This is a genomic window from Pseudomonas sp. TWR3-1-1 (assembly GCF_049896545.1).
GTDB lineage: Bacteria > Pseudomonadota > Gammaproteobacteria > Pseudomonadales > Pseudomonadaceae > Aquipseudomonas > Aquipseudomonas weihenstephanensis.
This window is the reverse complement of sequence record NZ_JAFCUO010000010.1, coordinates 81,606-101,423: the sequence shown is the minus strand read 5'-3', so window position 1 is coordinate 101,423 and position 19,818 is coordinate 81,606. Positions and strand designations below refer to the sequence as shown.

General features: G+C 54.7%; 4 protein-coding genes. All 4 read right to left on the bottom strand.

Features of this window, described 5'->3' with window-relative positions; translation table 11 throughout:
- Positions 1-61 precede the first annotated feature (61 nt).
- Positions 62-4,573: a SpvB/TcaC N-terminal domain-containing protein gene (locus tag ACP7A4_RS19540; protein ID WP_426247992.1), complete on the bottom strand. Its 4,512-nt coding sequence runs from the start codon at positions 4,571-4,573 to the stop codon at positions 62-64.
- Positions 4,570-9,396 carry a neuraminidase-like domain-containing protein gene (locus ACP7A4_RS19535; protein ID WP_426247991.1) on the bottom strand — a complete coding sequence of 1,609 codons (4,827 nt, stop codon included), beginning with the start codon at positions 9,394-9,396 and terminating at the stop codon, positions 4,570-4,572. The genes ACP7A4_RS19540 and ACP7A4_RS19535 overlap by 4 nt, the downstream gene beginning before the upstream one ends.
- Positions 9,397-9,423: 27 nt before the next feature.
- The gene (locus tag ACP7A4_RS19530; protein WP_426247990.1) at positions 9,424-12,279 is read right to left on the bottom strand and encodes a Tc toxin subunit A; all 2,856 of its coding nucleotides are present in this window, start codon (positions 12,277-12,279) and stop codon (positions 9,424-9,426) included.
- Between the two features lie 285 nt (positions 12,280-12,564).
- Positions 12,565-19,806 (bottom strand): SpvB/TcaC N-terminal domain-containing protein, encoded by a 7,242-nt coding sequence (locus ACP7A4_RS19525; protein ID WP_426247989.1) that lies wholly within the window; start codon positions 19,804-19,806, stop codon positions 12,565-12,567.
- Between the last annotated feature and the right edge of the window lie 12 nt (positions 19,807-19,818).

Genomic DNA, 19,818 nt, shown 5'->3' with positions numbered 1-19,818 from the left:
ATCGGTTTAGCCGGCAACCGCCATGAGCATCTTTGACGGTTGCCGGGTTGGGCCATGTTGGCTAGTCGCTCGGGAGATTCTGCTCCAGGCCGTAGGTGTCGTTTTCGTCTTCTGAAATGGTGTACCACGTGCAATAGGTTTGCCGGCTCAAATCGCCGCGCGCATTGAGGGTGTGCGTTGGACGACCCAACGCATCGTAGAACACTTGATCGCTGTAACCGCTCTTGCGCAGTGACTCATCCTTGATGTAGCGATGCTGGTCGGCGAAGTAAGGGCGATAGTTGCGAATGGCCAGACCTTTGTTGTTGTATTCGACCCTGCTACTCACCCGCCAGCGCCGTTCACTCTGCTCAAGCGCAGGCTTGCCCGCTGAGTCCACTTCAAGTGCTCCGTCGGTATTGACCTTGTACGCAATGCCGCCAGGGGCTAGCTGCTTGGTTTGCAGGAGTCGGCCAAACCCATCGCTACAGCTCAGGTTGATGCGGATAAGGGGAGCTGGCTCATCGGCGTTGGCGGGGTATCGATCTGCCTGCAACACGACTGAATGCACCGGCTCACGCTGAGTTTTTTGTAGCTGATCATAAAACTGCTTATCGCTGGGGTTACCCATGTCCAGTGTCAGGTTGCGTGCATGCTCGCGAACGTATCCGTTGGGCAGCAAGTAGCCTTGAGTGATCCAGTGCAGACGTTGGGCAGAGGGAGGTACATACCCCATCCAGCTGAACGGGTTGTAGAAGCTGGCGGTGGCAGCGTTCAATAGCGCGCTTTCAGGGTTTTTGATTGCGTTGTCCGGGCTGTCGTCTTCAGGGGGGCGGTAGTCTGACAAGGGCTTGAAGCCTGCGGGCTGACCGCGTTCCTGACCGAAAAAACTGGTGGCGCGTAATTGGCCAAACGCGTCATACCGTGCTTGTTGCTGAGTGCCTTGCGGGTCGGTGATGTTTACAGGCAGTAACAGTCGATAGTCGTATTGGACTTTCGTCATGCAGCCATCCGCGGTTTTGACAGAGGCGATCTGACAGTAGTAGCGATCGTGCTGGAAATGGGTTACGCCATGACTTTGGGTTGGGCGAACACCGTATGCCCGGTAAAAACCTTGTGCGGCGTTGTAACGGGTAAAGTTTTTTTTGATAGACCAAATGGGTGTCGCGGTCGCGGGTTCAGGTAAAAACAGTGACATCCGATGATAGTGCGCTTGCGTCAGAGCGCTCTCCAGGTCGAAAGGTTCGGCGCCAGGCAGCTGCGGGATGTCTTCGTAGGCTTTAAGCGAATGCTCATCAAGTTCCGCTGTTTCAGTGTGATCGGCCAAGGCCTGAAAACTGGCTTGCCCGGAAGGGAGCGCTTTAGAGGCTTGAACACCTCGGTAATATTGCGTAGACAAACTTACCAATGTGCGTTGCGCTTGAACTCCCAGAGGCGCGTCAGCGTGCTCATCAATGAAGTGCTCATAACTGATTCGCTGGGGGGTCAATGCTTGGGGGGTGTTGCCTTTGGCAAGTACCAGAGCGTTGGTTCGCTGCCGGTAGGGCAAGTGCAAACGCCAACGCTGAGGATTGTCCAGATGAATCGACTGGCTTCTGGTCTCTGTCAGGTAATACGACTGTTGCGCTGAGTCATGAGTGTCCTGCCACCACTGTGCCTGATAGGTATCTGTGAATGGAGAGGCATCGAGAGGTGTTTTACGGCGTGCGTAATGTACCGTGACGCTGTGCGTCAAATCGCCATAAGCATCCCAGCGCAAATTGATCGTGTGCTGGCAGGCGGGATCAGCGGCCTCACGTTCGTAGCGGTAACTGATGGTCTCAAGGTTCAGTGCCAGCATGGAGGCGTGATTGTTGACCTGGCGTATCAGGTAGCGCTGCTGGCTGACTGAGTAGGGGACGGCTGTAGAGCGCGGGTCTTTGGCGGCATATACCTCTTGGCGTAATACCAAGCCAGCCAGTGCATGATTGATCTCCTGCACAACGTCCGCGATACCAGAGGCTTTAATGAGTGTGTCGTGTGATTGATCGCCGGACAGACGGCTGAATGCTGTGTACCCCAGTGGATGAGCGTTTGCATCCAGGCTGAAGTAATCACTGCGCAGCAGGTCCGTCGCCTTGCCGGTGTGGAACCAGGTTTTGCTCATGAGAGGTTCAGTGTGCTGAGCAGTTGTGGTGAGAGTGGCGGATTGCTGCGTATCTGTATCGGTCTCTAGCAGCAAGCCGAAGCCCTGGAACTTGCGTTCGTGCCCATTGTAATAACCTTCGCGGTATTGGAATCGCCGGGTTAAGCGGTTGCCGCTTATGGCATCGTGTTGTTGCTGTTGGGTCACCAGATGCAATGGGAAGGGGACACCACAAATTGAAGGCTTTTTTGCTTGTGAGCGCTCTTGTTTTTCGTCCAGCCACTCTTGGGCACTGCTGCGGTAAGTCAATGTGCCACTGGCGCCCATATTGTTATCGCTGGCAGTAAGTAAATATGGCTTGCTGCTGACAAAGTCGTAACGCCAATGTGCAGGCGTGGCATGGGGGATCGACACAATCAGGCTCGAACATCCCAACCCTTGAAGGTCTGCGGTGCTGACCCGGCAGCTGCTGTCATAACGCGCGCCTTGAGGCCATGGCAAATGCAGGGGGGAGGCTTCAAGGCCATTGCCAAACAGGTTCATGAAAATCAACGCGTGTTCGGGCTCAAGGTAAATCAAATCCACGGCGCCTGAGCCATCCAGATCAGCCATTACAACCCGTGAAGCATCAAACTGCGCGTAACTGAAAGGCAGGCGGGCAAACACAAAGCCCTTGCCGAAACGCCCGCGACCCAGGTTTGGCCAGCACTTTACTTCGTTGTGGCGAATACGAATCAAGTGTTGTTGCCCGCTACCCAGAATGTCGCTGAAGGCCACCAGTTCTGAGGGTGAATGACCGATTACTGGCAGCGCATCATCATCCACTGGGTGAGGGACTTCACGCCCAGGCGTAAACCCCTGATCCCCTTGATTGATGTAGAGCCGGACACTGCGGGTACCAATAAGGGCAAGGTCGTGAATACCATTGCCCATCAGGTCGGCCAGTTGCCCCTGAGGGTGAAAGAACTCCACGGGAAGCGCCGCGAACGTCGCGAAATCCGACCAGCGCCTGCGCGAGTTCAAAGTGAAAAAACCACTCATGTCGGGTTGGGCGAGGATCCAGTCCAACTGCCCATCACCATTGAGGTCGGCCAACCGCTGGCGCAAGGATTCACGGCTATCGCTGACAGGCATCGTGGGCAACGTTTGCAGCGGGCCGTACACCACCGCATCGGTGTGAGCCCCATGAGTGTCTCTGACGGGTTCACGGTATTGCCACAGTCTGTCGTGACCATAAAGCACACCCGGCAAGCCGTCACTGTACAAGTCGACCATTTGATAGCGTTGCCCATCGCCTGGCCCTTGCAGGGCTTGAAAAGGCAGATACCGCGCCGGGTCAGCCGTTAGCTCGAATGAGCTGTAGGTCAGCTCCAGCGGCGGCCAGTACTTGGTAACACCCGCCGCATCGAAGGCTTGGCTATGGAACGCGCTCAGAAAGCTGGCCCCCAGCCCGCTGGTTTTATATTCAAGGAGCATGCGCTTTACCAGCACAGGTTCTGGCCCCAGCGCTGTTTCCAGGGGGAAATAATGGAACGTGAGAATTTGTTTGCACAGGCGACGGCTTCCCAGCTCAAAGCCGTACACGTAGCTAAAAAACGGATCGGGGCGTAACTGCCACGTTTGTTGCTCGGTGTAGCCCGGTACTTGGCTCAAGCTGGTTGAGCGTTCCCCGTAGTCAAACCACATTTCAAAATGCCATTGTTTGTCGGCGAGCACATCAGATGACCACAACTGTAGGTCAGACGTTGCCTGGAGGTTGCCGTAACAAATCCGTTTCAGATAGCACTGGCTGCGGAAGTCACGAGGCAGCTCAGCCTCTGCGCTCGGAACCTCACGTTTATAGTCGTAGTAAATCTGTTCACCGAGAGGGGACAGACTTTCTTCAAGTAACCACTCCGCGACATGTTGCACTGCACTGTGGTCAAAGCACCGCGCGCTGCGGGTTTTGCCATAAAAGTGCAGGGTTCCATCGGCACTTTGTACCAGCCAGAACCCCCCGGGATCGGCGCTGGACGACCAGTGTTCAACGCGCGAAAAGGTTGTTTCAACGCGTGGAAAATAGCGTGTAACGGTAAAAGAGGTGTTCAGTTGCAGGGTGTTGAATTGTGTCGTTGATGTGGTTTTGACGGTCCCTGCCTCAGTTTTCTCCGGACTCAGTTCGCCACCCCCGGGGCCGACATACGCCTTGTCTGCATCATAATCAGGTGCGCCGCGATCGGTGTTGCGCCTGATACTGCCGGGTGATGCTGTCCAGCCAAGGCCAAAAGGTCCGTTACCCAGTGCACTGCTGTAATTGAGACTCAGGGTTGGGGCGAACCCCCGCCCTGAAGAAATGGGCAAAGGCACGCTGAATGAGGCTCCACCGGTCGCCCCTGTGGCACCCCAACCCGTACCGATGCTCTGGATGGCACCTCCGCCCTTGGGCAGCGACGGCATGAAAGTCTCAACGCTGGCGTGTTGTTGTGTCATACGCGCTCTCCTGCGCTTTTGGCGGTATAGCGCACATGAACGATGACGTCACTGAGGGAGTCGAGCATCGACTGCTGGGCGGCAGGGTTAGGGAACGACAAGATCCAGCGTGAGACTGCCCCGGTGTACTCGAACGGCAAATATCGATCGTCACCTTCAAAGTTGAGCGTGAACAAACCGTTGTCATTTAATCCGGTCGATAAAGCGATTTGCTCTCTGACACGCAGGTTGGGATAAGCAAAGTCAGCGTTCTGCGAGGTCTGAATCGTGCTGTAGGTTTGAGTCAAGGTGGCGCGAATATCTTCATAAGGACTTAGCGTTGCGGGGAGTGAGACGCTGATGCTTTTAATTCGTCGCAGGTAATGACCCGGATAATCGGCATCAAACATGGCTTGGGTTAGTTCAAATGCAACGGTTCCCCTGGTTTTCAACGACGCGCTGATTTCTGGCCACGACATGTTCAACGTGGCGGAAGTATCTTTTGCCTGCAAATGACGCAATGAAACCGTTTTTGTGATCTCCAGCGCGCGTTGATTGTGTTGAAGGTAGGCGGTGTGCATGGTGATAAGGCTAAGTTTTAGCGTCTCCCCTGCGGTGAACCCGCGGTGATGGTTATTCCAATTGGCTGTGTGAATGAATGTTCGACTCGACTCTGCCCGTTCGTACTGCCAGCACGCTTGTGCGTCCAGGCACAGCGCAAGTGCCGCGTCATAGGCCTGTAAATAAAATGTCGACAGCTGGGCGCTGAGCCATTGATACATTTGAGGCGCAGTGAATCGCTTATTAAGCAAGTCGTAGGCGATCTTGGCTTGACTGAGTGCGGTGGCTGTCGATTGCAATTGCAAACGGGTGCTATTGGATTGTTCGGCATACGCTTGAACCTGCGCCTTCACTTGTGACAACTCAAGACGTGACTGATCCAGCGCATGCTCCCACTCCTGCGCACGGCGGTTGAACAGTTCATTACGGTCCAGATGATTAGCATTGGCGCGCTTTTCATTGGCCAGCAGTTGCACGCCGGCCTGGACGGCATAGAAGCCACCTTCAAGCCGCCATCCGCCGTTGGAGGTGCCAAAAATGTTGGGAGGGATTATGGCCAGCCCTGCTGCGGCTTGCAGTCCAAAAGCCACGCTTTCTAACGATGCGCTGGTTTGCAGTTCCTGAGTCGCCACGTGTTCGGCAGAACTGATGCGCTCTTTAAGCAGTCGCTCAAAGTGGGTGATACGCGCTTCGACTATTCGTTGACCGGCTAATAACGCCAGTTGGTTTTGTTCGTCCACCCGAACACTGTGCGCGTGATGTTCGAGTGCATGTGCAGCAAGCTGCCAAACATGCTGGTGTTGCAACTCTACTTGCGCGGCCTGTTCCTGACGCTCAACCATTGACAGCAGACTGTTGCCAAACAGGATCAGGTTGTCGACAGCGGCCATCGCCTGCGCGTAGATCACGTGAAAGCGATAATGCCCCACATGGACAGGCTGGCGCGTGCGGCTCGACGTGCTCCCTGTCATGTGTCCTTGGCTATAAAGAGCAAGCAGCCCACGGGGTGCCAGAGGTGCGACATACAGCGGTATATGTAACGGTTTACCGGTTATGTCCAGATGCTGGCGCAGGTTGTGCAACCGCGCGTCAATTTTCTTCCAGCGCATCAAGAGGTCTTTATTTATAGGGGCGCACAAGTCCGGCGTGTCCAGAGGCATGTAGTGCTGCGCGCCCAGTGTGTCTCGTGCGAGAGGCGGCACGCCAGAATCAGGTTGCAATGCCATGCGCTCCGTCTCACGCAGGGCGCTATCAGGTCGGCTAGCCAATGTCGCCAGCGTAATAGTTGACCACGGCTCAATCTTGCTGATCTCTGGCAAGGGTCCAAGCAAACGCTTGGCGCGTACATACCAGAGCTTGGCTTCAGATAGGCTCTCTGCGGTCATCTGTCGATAAGCCGCATCTCCCCGATTGAGCAAGATATCGACGTACAACAAAAATAAAGCCTGACGAAAGTAGACCGGTGCGCTGAGTGCAATTTGATTTGGGTCCAGAGGGTTGTCGCGAGCATATCTGGGTTCTGAGTACGCGGGCGTCAGTGCTGTTAGCCCCCAATAGGCCTGGGTATGCGCCGCAGTTGGCTGATTACGGCTGGGGTCGAATAAGTATTTAAGCCATGACTCGGCCTCGGCATAGCGATGCTCGGTGTGTAAACGATGAGTAATGAGCCAAGGTAAATAAAGAAATAACTCCCATAAGTACTTGCCGTAAGCGCCATGAAAGTCGGCAGGTTTATGGGGGCCGCCAGGGGGGAGTGACGGGTCCATCAGGGGGAGGTTTGATAAGGAAAATACACTCGCCATATCAACATTCGCTGCGCGGGTTAACTTATCAGCAAGGCCGGTGTTGAGGCGTATGAAGGGCAGATTGAGGCTATTTGACGGGTCGGACTTTGGAATGGAAGAGGTGCTGAAATCCAAAAACTCTGCTGTGCCGTTGTCGGTCGATGCAAGGCGACTGATTTTAGGCCCCATAGGTATATCGCTTCGGGCGCGGGCATTGAGCGTCACCTCAAATGCTTTGAGCGCATACCCCAAAATGATTGAGTCGGAATCGTCGATATTTTGTTCTCGAATCAAGACGCCATGGAATATATGAATGTTCAGGGTGTCGGTTTGCATCAGCATATAAGGGTCTATGCTCAGCTGCGCTGTATGGATTTGGCCTGCTGTTAACGATGTCAATCCGCCTTCCAGGTTTCGGCGCATTCCATTGGGGCCTCCCACAAGGTGCGTATTGGTGATGTGCACGTGTCTTGGGTAGTGACTCGATGATTCCACTTGATGGGGTGTAAGTATTATTTGTCTGTAAGTCCGGTTAGAGCGTTTGATCCTAAGGGCCTTAAAGTGGATCGGCTGATGAGTTTGATCGCTACTAAAGGAAAGTTTGGCCGAGTAAGTGGTATCTTCCGTGGCAAATAAATGGTTGAAAAAAATCGCCGGTATTGTCAGGTCTTCAAGGTCATACGCTTCGAAGGCGTTACCGTTATATGACAGGTTTGAAACTCTTTCAGTAATGGATGATGATTCTTTTTTTTGCAGGTGGGTGATGATGTCGGGAAAGGCAATTTTTGTTTTATTGCATGTAATTGAAAGCGTTAAGCGCTCATTGAATACCGACTCAGAGTCGGTGTGACGTAAAGATAATGAGGAGTTCTTATATAAGGCAATGCGGCTTGCTCCCCCATTTTGCGGTACCTCGACAGCCAACGTGATGGTGAGGCTTGACGCTGCTTCTTCGGTGTGCAATGTGACGGTTTTGATAGAGGGAAAGGATGTGTCCAGCGAGGAGCTGATTTCCAGCGTTGATGTGGTTTTGTTAAATGTCAAACCAATACGCTCGGGCGTATTGTTGATATGGTCTTGTGTGCCGTTATAGTTCCATCTGTCTGCTGTGACATGGGGGGAAGTCAGGTTATGGGCTTTGAAACTGACAATGTCACTCGCGGGGGCATGGAACTGTAAGTTTTCTTCGTTATGTTTCGCAAATGTGATCAGGTAGCGATTGGCGTCCACCGCCAGGTAGCTTGGAAAAAAACGGATTAAGCTGCTAAGCGATCCCGATGAGACCAGTGGAGAAATATTAAACTGGCTGTCCATCTGTACGGCATGAGAAAAGTTAAAGTTTGCGCCATTGGTACGGTGATTGGCGTGCAGCGGTTGGTTTTGGGCATCGAAATGGCTTGCCAAACCTAAGAATAAAGTCGCGGGCGTCGTTTTTGAGTTCAAGACGGCGACCGTTCGGATCGAAGACATTAAATCTTGCGGCGTTAAAGCATTCAGTGACTTGCTGGTGCAGTTTTCATCAATGCACACTTGGGGGCAACTCCAACTCCCATCCAGTTTTTTATACGAATAATGCAGGCGTAATCGGGTGTAGTACCGGCCAAAACGCAAAAGTCTGTCAGGGTTCTTGTAGTCGATTTCACCGATGAGGGCGGGCAGTTCCTGGTGGCTGAATTGAGGCTTTGTACATTGGGCCCAAATGACGAACAAACGATTGTTAAAGCACACAGGGCGAATACTTTGTAGCGGGATATCCTCCGAAGCAGGGAGGGGGACATCCATCCAGTCTGACCATGCGCCTGGGGCCGGGTAGTTTAATGAGTCCTGCGCGGCTCGTTCAGTGGTTGTTGAATAAGTGGGTGAACGCATGTTCAAGGAGCGGTAATAATAGGTATTGCTGTCTTTGGACTTTGCTATTAAATAGTAGGTGCTGTCTGCCATGTTCTCGGCAGTGCCATCGATATAACCATTGATCGTGTGTAGGTTAATGATTTCCTCAAGACGCCCCAGGTAGCGTTGTACCGCGGTGTCGATATGGCTTTGCTGTAGGCGGGATTGATTTATATCATTTTCCAATTGTTGAAAAATGTCTGATTTATTCTGACGGAGCGCGGGGCTTAGATAGTTAGAAGGAAAGTGCCGCAGTTGCTGGCTTGCGTGCCAGACAGAATAGCTGTACAGGCTGTTTTCCCAAGTATGAATCTGTTTTGGGGTCATGCCCTGAATGTCGTAGCCTGGCTCAACGCCAAGAGAAATACTATTGATGTACTGCTGTAAACTCTCTGTCGCGCACGCCACTCGGCTGGTGGGAACGGACTGGCTGATTTGCACATCCAATAGCCAGTGCGTATATAACTCATCGGCTGTTCTTCCAGGCAGGAGTGTGTTGTCTGTTGGCGGTTTCCCACCCGCAGGATCGACTTCATGTAGATAGAAGGACAGCTGAGCGTCCCGTAATTTTTCATTGAGTTGCTGTTTGAGACCATGCGACATGTTCATTCTTGAACCCCTCTAGATATTAGGAAGTTAAACAGCCGTCGCCATGACAGCTTCGCCGACGCGTACCCACTCATCGCCTGGGGCATCCACGTCCAAGTTTGTCGCGGTCAATAATATTGCCGCTGACAGCCCTGTGGTATTGGAAGTGTGTTGGCATCGAACGATCCACTCCAGTTGTGCGACAGATTGAACCCGTGTCCAGTTAACTTCGCGCAGGAGGGATTGGATTTCACTGACGGCCCAGCCCAGTAATCGACTTAAGCGCAGACTGGTGTCGGTCTCTGTCGTGCCGTCCAGCGCATTGGCGAATTGTAAGTAATTTATTAGATCACTCTCTGTGATGGGGTAGGTTTGAGTCATCTGTTTGAGTTGTTGAAAAAGGTACAGTGTCGTGAATGTCAGTTTTAATTGAGCCTCTTTGTTATTCGCTTTATCCAACCAGTGCGGGTTTAGCAAAAAAACCTGTAGAGCCGCAGTACTGAGCGGCAATGCCAGGGCAGTAACGGCGCCAGGCATCGCCAGCAAGCTGTGTTTTAACTGCTTGCGCGTGTCAGAGTTGCCCAATGCATTGGCCATGTTGTACGTTGCGTGTTTGTAAACGGTAGTAAACAGTTCGCTCGTTTCGGGCGTGGTGGTGTCTTGGAATACCTTCCAGAGATGGCCTTTCCAGGGCAGCAGACGTTGATAGGCTTGCGATAAAAAGGGTTTCAGTGTGCTTACAATAGCCACTATTACTGCTGCTTTGGCTTGAGGCTCTTTAATGCCGTCAGCCAACTTCTCTGCCGCCGACTCTAGTCCCTGGAGTGATTTATCCGGATCAAGGTACTCGGGTAAGGACGGGAAGTTTTTAAGCAAACACTTGGCAAGTATTTGGCCTTGGGTAAACTTGATATTTGCTGACGCGAGCGTTGATTTTAAACTACTTCCAGGCATTTCTTCGTCCGCCAACAGGCAGCGTTCTAACTCAATAAAGGCGGCGTCCAGCTGCTGGGCATATTCATTTATGGCAGAGGGCGACTGTGACGTTTCAAGTCTTAATTGATGACGAACTTTTTGAATGCTGGTATCGGCCTGTTTAAACCACTGGGTGGCCCAGTCCATTTGCATAAGCACGTCGAGCAGGTCGGGAGCGGAAGGCGTCAAGGTACTTCGCAGCGTCGGGAAGGTCAGTTGTTTGCTGTGGCTGACACCGCCCAATAATTCAGCCAGTTGCACGCTTTCTTTGACTGATAAATTGAAAAGCATGGCTATCCGTGCCTGACGATAAAAGCTCGACAGGGTGAGCAAGTCTTTTTTGGGGGAGGGTATATACTTCTGAACCTGATTAGACAGTACGCCCAGTGAGTCTGGCGTAGGGCTGAGCGCAAGGCTCGCGCCGATTTTAGACAAACAGCTCAATGAATCGGGGTCAGGGCTGACAAGGTTTAAAGGGCTGTCGTCCAGTAGAAGTGAGGCATTGAACAGTTGATCGTTATTGAACACACGGTCATACAACGAAGCCGATTGTGCCTTGGCATGAATGGGCAGACGGTGCAGCAAGGCGCAAAATTCATCGACGTTCAGGGTATAGCGCTGACTTAAGTAACGGTAAACCCCTAATGCCCGTACGCTGTGTTCGTTGAGGGTGAAACGCGCAGAGAGTGATTGGGCTCGCACGGCACTGTGCAACAATAATTTTAAATCGCTGATGGACATGTTAGTCCAGCGGTGCAGCCGAATGACACGCTGCAAACGGTCAAGCTGTGTCACGTCAAGTCCAATCAGTTGCTGGGTATTGTGTGTTTTATCAAGGCGTATGCCCATCGTTAAAAAGTGGCTGTAATGTTCGGTGTCGTGTGGTGCTGATGTCGTTACATTCACTGATTTTATGGGGGTGAACGTTTCGACAGACAGCACTTCGTGTAGCGCTTCGGTATTGAGTTCGATTCTTTCCATGAAGTGCGAAAGCGTGCTCAGGTGTTCAAGCGTTGAGTTGAAGTTTTGCTGAATAAATAGGTCTTTTGTACGCTCGTCAGCTTCGGCTTCTGTGAGTATTTTGTATTGCTGCGGACTGAGTGCGGACAGTAATTTTTGAGCTTCCTGGCTGTTTTTTTGTACTTTTCCATAACCGGTGCCGGCCTGCTGATTTGTGGGTAACGTCGTGCTGATTTTGTAGTTTATTTCTCCCAACATTGGCCTGTAGTCTGTTAAACCCAATACGCATTGTTCGCGAGGAAGATAGAAGGGGAGCGTGAAGGGAAATCGCTTTTCTGCCAGCACCTCCTCGACGCTCCTGGTGCCATATACCGGTGTGTTATTCGCCAGATGCAATTGGATGTGTGTTTGTAAAGTCTCGTTCACCAGCGTTAGCATCGGGAGCCGGTGGTTCACCGCATCCAAGTCGATGACCATGTCTTTCAACGTCGGGCGACGTGCATCAAGGGTGTTTTTCGGGTGCAGCCCTTTTCCTGTTTTCTCGATGTCCAGTGCAAATAAATACAAAGCCCGCACATACGCAGCCGGAGAATCAAGTGCTGCAAGCGAATCCCCGGAGCACACTTCGCTGCCGGTATCTTCGAACAACGTGGCATAGGAGGCACCGTATTGTTCTGTGGCTGAGGTCTTGCGTTTACTGCGATTTTTATCCGTGGTTGAGTGACGTTGTTCGCGGTGATGAAACTCAATTTGCGCGGCATAACTGACAGCGGTCTCGTAGACCTGGCTGGCATCTTCATCACAATATTGAGAGACGCTTTCGATGAATTCAGACTTAGACAGGCGGACTACATCAAATATTGAATAGAGGCGCATGTGCTGCATGGCCGCTTCAAAGTTGAGTCTGCCAGGTGCGGGAGGACCTGCATTGCTGGCCAGTGACAATAGCAGTGCGGAAGGGCTGTGCATGTTCATGAACTCCAGTGAGCCAAGCGGGGTATCCACGAGGGCACTTGAAACTAACACTGGGATACACGTGGGTCGGGTCAGATCGTGCCGTTAAGTTATTAGGAGATATCGTTTATAGTTTGAAGTATTTTGGGTGTGCGGTTCTGTTCTGTCAGCGCAAGGTGAAGGACAGGTTGTAATAAAGGCAGGGCATGGCTTAACGAACTTGGTTGTTGGGTCGTCGCTTATATTTCAATAAGTCATTTGTTTTCTGCCTCGTAACGCCGCCTACTGGCCTGCCGGTTGTTATTTGAATATGGCTTCGTTGCCTTTGTGCGTAACTGTCACGCTGCGTTTCAGGCTGTCCTCAAGACTCGACTGCATATCCTTGACGCTGATGCCAAGAAGCTGGGACGACTCGATGTTTGACCCTCGGGTAAAAAATATGACCTCCTGGCCATGTTCTAACTGCGTGTGGATCTGACGCTTGGAGACCGGTGAAGGCGATCGTGAGCGATTTTTCGAGGATGAGGCCTGGACCCCGCTGTCAAAGCGGCCCTTTATCGAGCGATTGCGGCCGCTATGCCCAGCGCGCAAATTCTCGCTGGCACTGTTCATGTCGCGTAGCAGGGTGTGGGTGAGATCCGGGCTCATTGAGCTGCTCGCGTACTGAGTAATACTCGTGCCCAGTGAAGGTGCGATCGATGACATGACGGCGACAAATGATTTTTTGCTCAGCGCTTTATTTTTGTACCTTTCAGTGTAATTACGGATGGTCTCCCACGAACTACGGTGAGAAAGATCAGTCCCCTTCACCTTAATTTTGTTGGCGCTTGAGGTGAAACTGGGGCGCTTGAGCTTCATACCGCTCTTGTGGGCGCTGACTTTCCTGGGGTTGTGTTTTTTTCTATATTTCCACCTCTGGCTTATAGCCAGCCCACCTATGTCGATATGGGAGGCGGGGTTTCCGCCGACGAAGGCATAACGGTTGGGACCATCAATGTCGCCCGCCGGGTCGGGACTGAGCCAACGACCCGTCCACGGTTCCAGATATCGCGCACCGTAAAAATATAAACCGCTGGTTTGATCGCGCTCCTCGCCGGAGTAACGAAAGCGCTTAAGTTCAGCTTGAGCCGTGCTTTGCCCTGTAGCGAACAGGGTTGCACCGTTGGCTGCATAGTGTTCATAGGTGAGCAGGTTTCCCTCCCCGTCAACTTCCATGACCGCCGACCCCAGCATGTCGGCCAACTGGTAGCGTTCCTGTGCGGTGGGCAGGCCTGTGTCGGGAGCCGCATTGCTCCACTCCAGACGCTCAAACGTGAGGTGGTTGCCGTGCTTTTGGCGTGTACGCCGTAATTGGACCGAGCATTGGCCCTCAACGGTTAAGCAACTGACCTGCAAACTGCCAAAATCGAACTGGTCCTCAACCTGCGTGTTGCCTGCTGTGCCTGACACCGTTGTTTTGCGTCGCCGATAGGCGGCGCCAGAGTAGGAGAAGTAGTCGGCGCCTGCTCGCGCGTTGTCGACTGTTTCGCCCACGTTGATTGATGCGATCTGGTTATGCCAATTCCATTGGATTGGACGGTCATCAGGCGTTTTTACCTGATTACCGTTGTCGTCGAACCAGGTGCGTACCGCCGTGTCAGATTCGCCGGTTTTCAGTACGGCACCCCGGTTGGAGTCAGGTGCAACAGTCAGCTCAGCACACCACGCATTCGCCCCGGCGCTGAATCGCGTGGTGCAGAGGTTACCGCCATTGTCGAAGGTATAGCCCAGCGTGTAATTGGCAGCTGCTGTCGATGCAAAAAATGGATTGAAAACACCGCCCATGGCGTCGGCAAGGCTGAGGCTTTGCAGCGCAATACCGGTCGACTGAGTAAGCCGGTACAACGCATCGTAGGTGTAATCCTGATCAAGCGACACCCCCTCAGGCAGGGAGGGCACTGCGCCCTGCGCCTTGTTTTCAATATGGGTGACATTGCCGACAGGGTCGTACCAATACACAAGGTTTTGAAGGTCTTGCCCGTCTTTGGCGCGGGTTGTTCTGATACCAGTCATCTGCTGTGTATCGGGATCGTAAGCGAGAGCGACCGTTATGAACGGTGTATTTGCCGCGTTCACGCAGGAGCCGCCAATCTGCTGGCCGTGGATGTCATAGGCCAGCCCGGTCATCACCACGCGTTCGACTTCACCAGCGGCGGTGAACCAGGTGCCGTCTGGTAAGCCCGCCACGTTGTAGGCCACTCGCTGGACGTTTACGTGAGGATCAACCGTCGTTACCGTTTGCCCTAAGGCGTTGTAAGTGAATCGTGTCACTGATTCCGGTGATTTATCAGGCGCACCGGCCAGGTCGTCAGTGGCCATTTGACGCTCAAGATCGGAAAAAAGCCCAGGCCAATTGTTGGCCGAACTACGCCAGTCGGCGGTGTCCTGGTAGCGTGCACGCACCCGAACGGATGAGTCCATCGGCTGTCCGAGCAAGGTGTATGCGTTGTTTTGTTGGCGTCCCGCCCCGTCATAGACGATGAACGGCCGGTCGAACAGGTTGCGCTCAACGACCTGCTCGATGGGCGAATGTGCAGCGCTGTCGAGGCTGTCACCGTAGATCGTGCGTTCGGCTACCAGCGGCCCGCAAGTGAGCGTTCGGTTAGCATCGGGTCCCGGCCAGACTGACGTTGCCGTAACTCGGTGTCGGCTGTCGAAACTTGGAATCATCACGCATGCGCGGCCGTCGTGCTGGTAGCACAGCGCGCCGTTAATATCATGCAAGGTGCAGTAGGTCCCTGCGTCCGCATTGAAGGTTTTCAGAGCGTTGCCTGACATGCTGTAAACGGTGCGCGAGTTGACCCTTTCCTCATCGGATAGCCGTGGGTCAGCAACCGACAGCGCAAATCCCTGCACACTGAACGTGCGGTGGGTGGTGAGCATTAAGGGGGCATCGGGCGCTGTGCGCTCGACGCTGCGTACCGGATGGTCAAGGGTATCGAAGTGCACGGTTGAGGGGGTGGCATCAAAAGCGGCGGCTTTCAAGAGTGCATCGACCGCCCACGACGGCAACGTCAATTGTCCCGACAGGTAGTGCTGATAGTAGGGCGAATCTTTGATCGTATCGTTTTCGTCATAGGTGGTTTCTGACCATGGGCCGTAGTCCTTGCGTGAGTAAAACGCATCGCGTAAGGCACCGAAAGGTCGCGCCGCTCGCAACAGTCTGCCCAGTGCATCATGAATATAGGTTTCTGGCGGCCCTATGGAGTCGAACGCAGCAGGATCGGGTGGGTACAGGCACGTGGTGGCGAAGTAAGGCTTGTAGATCTCGAAAGCCTGGCCTTTATTGTTGCGGCGCACCCGGCCCGTACAGCGCCAGCGTGCGGCGGCGTGGCCAATGCTGGGTAAGCCACCACTCAGGATTGGCGCCCCGGTGGCGTCGCAAAGAATGGCGTCGCCGGGTTCTGCAAGGGTCCTGGTGTGTACGGCTCGGCCCATGCCGTCTTGATACGTGATGGCCATGCGCAACCCACTTGCAGGTGTGTCGGGTGTGGCCGCATCGGGATAGCGTTCGGCATCAAGGCTGATGGAGCCAACCGGGCCGCGGCCACTGACGTAGGCATGGTCGTCTGCGAAATAATAGTGAGCCGCTCCGCGTAAATAGCTGCTGGGGTCTGCTGTCAGGATTTCAAGGCTGGCTGGCTCGGGCCAGTCATACCAGGCAGTGTCGCTGATGGGCGAAAATCCTGTAGGGCAAACGACGCCGTTGCGCCATTCGTTGCCATGGTAGGACACCGCAACCACCTGGCCGAGGGGGTCTCGCGCCGTTTCGGTGGTCAGTCCATTCACCGTTATGCGGCGCGGTTCGGGGCCAGCGTAGTCGACGGCATCGACCGTTGTCAGGTGTGGCATAACATCGCTGTCGCGGCCACTGTGCTTGATACGCGTGACGAAGAGCCAATCTGGGTCGTAGGTGAATGCAGTAATGGTTCCCGAGCGAGCCGTGTCATTTTGGGCGAAGGCGTCGCGTGTTTCGAGTGGGCGATAGAATTGGCTGCTGTTGCCGTAATGGATGCTGTCGTGCGGCGCCCACCATAAACCTTCGAGCGGTGCTAAACGGTAGCCCGCTTGGTCGCTCAGAAAGCCTGTCAATCCACCCGGCATCGGTAATTCGGCGAAAAGGGCGGTGATGGCGGTATCGGCAAACGCCGCCGTTTCAGTGCGTACCATCAGAGCCTGCATGGCTGGCAATGGCGAGGTTGTGGGCGCGCCACTGTCCTCCAGATAAAACGTACGCTGCCAGGACAGTAACTGCGCCGTTGATCCTGGGGCAAGGCTAGTCCCGTAGAGCGAAACAGGCCCGGCAAGCGCCTTGATACACGCAGCTGCGATGGTGTCGAACGCGTAGTAGCGAGCTGCGAGCGTGGGGGCATCGAGGGCACCCGATTCGATGTGGTAACTGCGCTGGTCAGTCGCCAAACCGATCAGCAAGTTGTGTGCCGTGTCGCGCGCAGGCATAAAATCGGTCGTTTCGCACATTACGTATTGCAAGGTTTGTTCGTCGATTTGCTGGGCACAGTAACGTCGCGCATAAGCGATGGTGCAATGGCGGGTGACGTTGCCGTAGTTGTCCAGGTCAAGGGTGAGCGTGTGATTGATACGCGGATCGTGTGCGAGGCCATCGTACTCACTGTCGACTGTTTCGCGTTCATGGCTAAAGAACACGCCATAGGGCACGAAGTCTGGGGCTTGAAGGTGTTGTGGCGGCGTATCGGAGGGGGCTTGCAGCAACGTGACCGTACACGCCGACTGCTGCACGCGGAACGGTACGCGCTCATTGAGCACGGGGTCGAGCGCGAATAATTCGCGCCGTATACACGTGCCTGCGGCAATGATCCTGGCCTGACGCTGTGCTTGTGCGTTGGTATTTTCGTGGATGCCAAGTACGTAGCGTGTCTGTAACTGCGGGAAAGCCTGGCTGTCCAGGGCGAAAAATTCGCGCGCCCGAGCGGCTTGCAGATCCTCCTCAAGTTCCCAAACACCGAGTTCATACCACTCTCGTGTCAACGTCGGTGCGCCAATCTCACCGCCATCGGCTGCGCGCACCGACTCTTGCAGCGCCGCAGTGCGCCCGCTACCTATCGGCAGTGCCACGTCTGTGTGCTCAATCATGCCGAATCCACGGAACTCACGTTCGGCGGTGTCGTAGTAGCCGTGATGGTAGTTAAAGGTGGTGATCAGTTGAGTGTCCGAGATCGGATCGATGATTTCTTGTTGGGCGACCAGTTGCAGCGGGAAGGGTAAGCGGGTGACCCAAGGGTGGCCCGCGGCTTTGTCCTCAAGATAGAAACGGGTTGAGCTGACATAGCGCATCACTGTGGTGCTGCCCATGGGATCAGCAATGGTGCCTAGCAGGTACGGTTTGCCGGCACTGCAAAAATCGTAAACCCATTGCACGGCGGCGGGCAGTTCCTGACGCACCAGCAGACACTCGCTGACGCCGTAGACATTGGCGAATGAGACTTGGTCCGGTGTGGCAATGCACATGGGCAGTGCGATTACCCGCGGTACGGCGGCGAAGCCATTACCGCCAAGGCTGTCATAAATCTCGACGCGGTCATTGTGCACATAAATCAGCGCGGGGCAGCCGCTGCCATCCAGGTCGGCCCATTGCAACCGGGCTGGGTCCCAGTTCGGGCCGAGCCGGGGAGCGCCGGCCAAAACCACGCACGCTGCAAATGCTCCCCAACCCAGGCTCGGCCACAGCTCGATACTCGCATCACGAATTCTGAAGCGTTGCGGCGTCCCGGCGCCCATAAAGTCGGCGAAGCCCGTGAGTTCGGCTAACTGAGGGCCGCCTGAAATGGCAAGACCCTCTGGTTTGACAAGGGTGCGCGGCGGCAAAAAACCGTTGGTCCCAAGGGATTCGCAATACACCAGGTGCGTAGGATCGATCCGTACCCGGTCGTTCCGGCCGGTGCCTGACAGGTCGGCCAGTTCAGTTTGCGCACCGAGATCGTGAAGAATCCCGCGAGGCAGCGCCACAAAGCCCTCCCAATGCGGATCGGGCATTGATGCCATGCGCCAGTAGCCGGTCGCGTCGCCAGCAGCGCACACCAGTGCGCCACGCCCATCGCTGTTGAGGTCAAGCCACTGGCCAAGGTCTGAGCGTAACGGTGCGGCTCGGGGCGGTTCAGGCGCATAAGCCACCACAGGAGCGGTGGGTGCTTCTTCGGTCTGGACGGGCGACCAGAACCGGGTCGCGGCCTCATCGCGGTAGAGGATGCCAGGCAGTCCCTCGCCATACAGGTCAGTCAGCACAGTGAAAGGCGGGGCGTTTGCGCCGGGCATGGGATCGCCGGTGATTTGGCGCATTAAGTGAAAAGAGCCACTGTCGGGTGCATAGGCTGTGTAACCGAGCACAAGTTCGGGTAACCCTTTAACCCGATAAGGTTGGCCAGGCCGGTGTCGCCAGCCTTCGCAATGCACGCCGACCAGAGCGCTGCCGGCAGGATCTTCGGCGTACCGTAATGCGGTGACGTGAACCAAGACCGGCGTGCTCCCCCACACCTCATCAAAACGGTGGAACATGGCGATGTTGCGGCAAAGGCGATGAGTGCGGCGTTCAAAACCGGCGTTATAGGTGGAAAACGGATCAGGCCGGGCTGCCCAGCTGCGCACTGGCGTATGGGGCACGAGGTTGTCGGGGGTAAAGTCGTACTCGCCGTAATCGAAGACGATCTCGTAATGCCATTGCACCTTGTCGACGTCAGGCAGGTTGCCATCGGTTATCACGAGCGGGGCGCTGTTGCCGTAACAAATACGTTCGGGGTGGCGTAAGGCGCTGCGTAGACGTCCCTGTTCGTAAATGGCGCAGGTGATGTTGGCGGCATCTTCTTGCTTGTAGCTGAAGCTTTGTGCTTCGCCCTTGGTGTCTATCGCGAGCTGTTCGCACCACGAAAAAATACGACACGGATCAGACGGATCGCTAATGCGGCAAGCGTCGTCCAGGCCGAAATAACGCAAGGTGCCGTCGTGCTCGACGATGCGCCAGAAGGGTGCCCTGGCGCCATCGAGAAGGGTCCAGCGTTCGATTCGCAGTCCGTGATCCTCCTGGCGCGGTCGAAAGCGAAGCACATCATAGTCTGCACTGCCAAGGCTCAGGCGTGTCGCCCCGCCAACATCGGCGACCAACACGTTGTCGTCCAGCACAAACACGTCAGTGTCATCGTACTTGGGCACGCCGTGAGTGGTGCGCCGAGAGATGGCCGAACTTGACAGGGCGAAGCCCATACCTGCAATGCCTTGCCCACCCGTGGAGCTGTAGTCCAGCGACAGGTTTGCGCTAAGTGAGCGCGATTGGGTGCTAGGCACTGGAATATGCAGCGCACCCGTGCCCGTGAAACCGTTCGCCTGGAAGCGTTCGCCCATACCGCGCAATGCGCCGCCGCCCGATGGCAACTGAATACCGGCCTCAAGCCCCTCAACCCGGGGTGTGCCACTTACATTCGCAGTATCGTGCCCAGTACCGGGCCTGGCGTGGCCCTTGTTGTTCTGTGCCATCGCGTTCTTCCT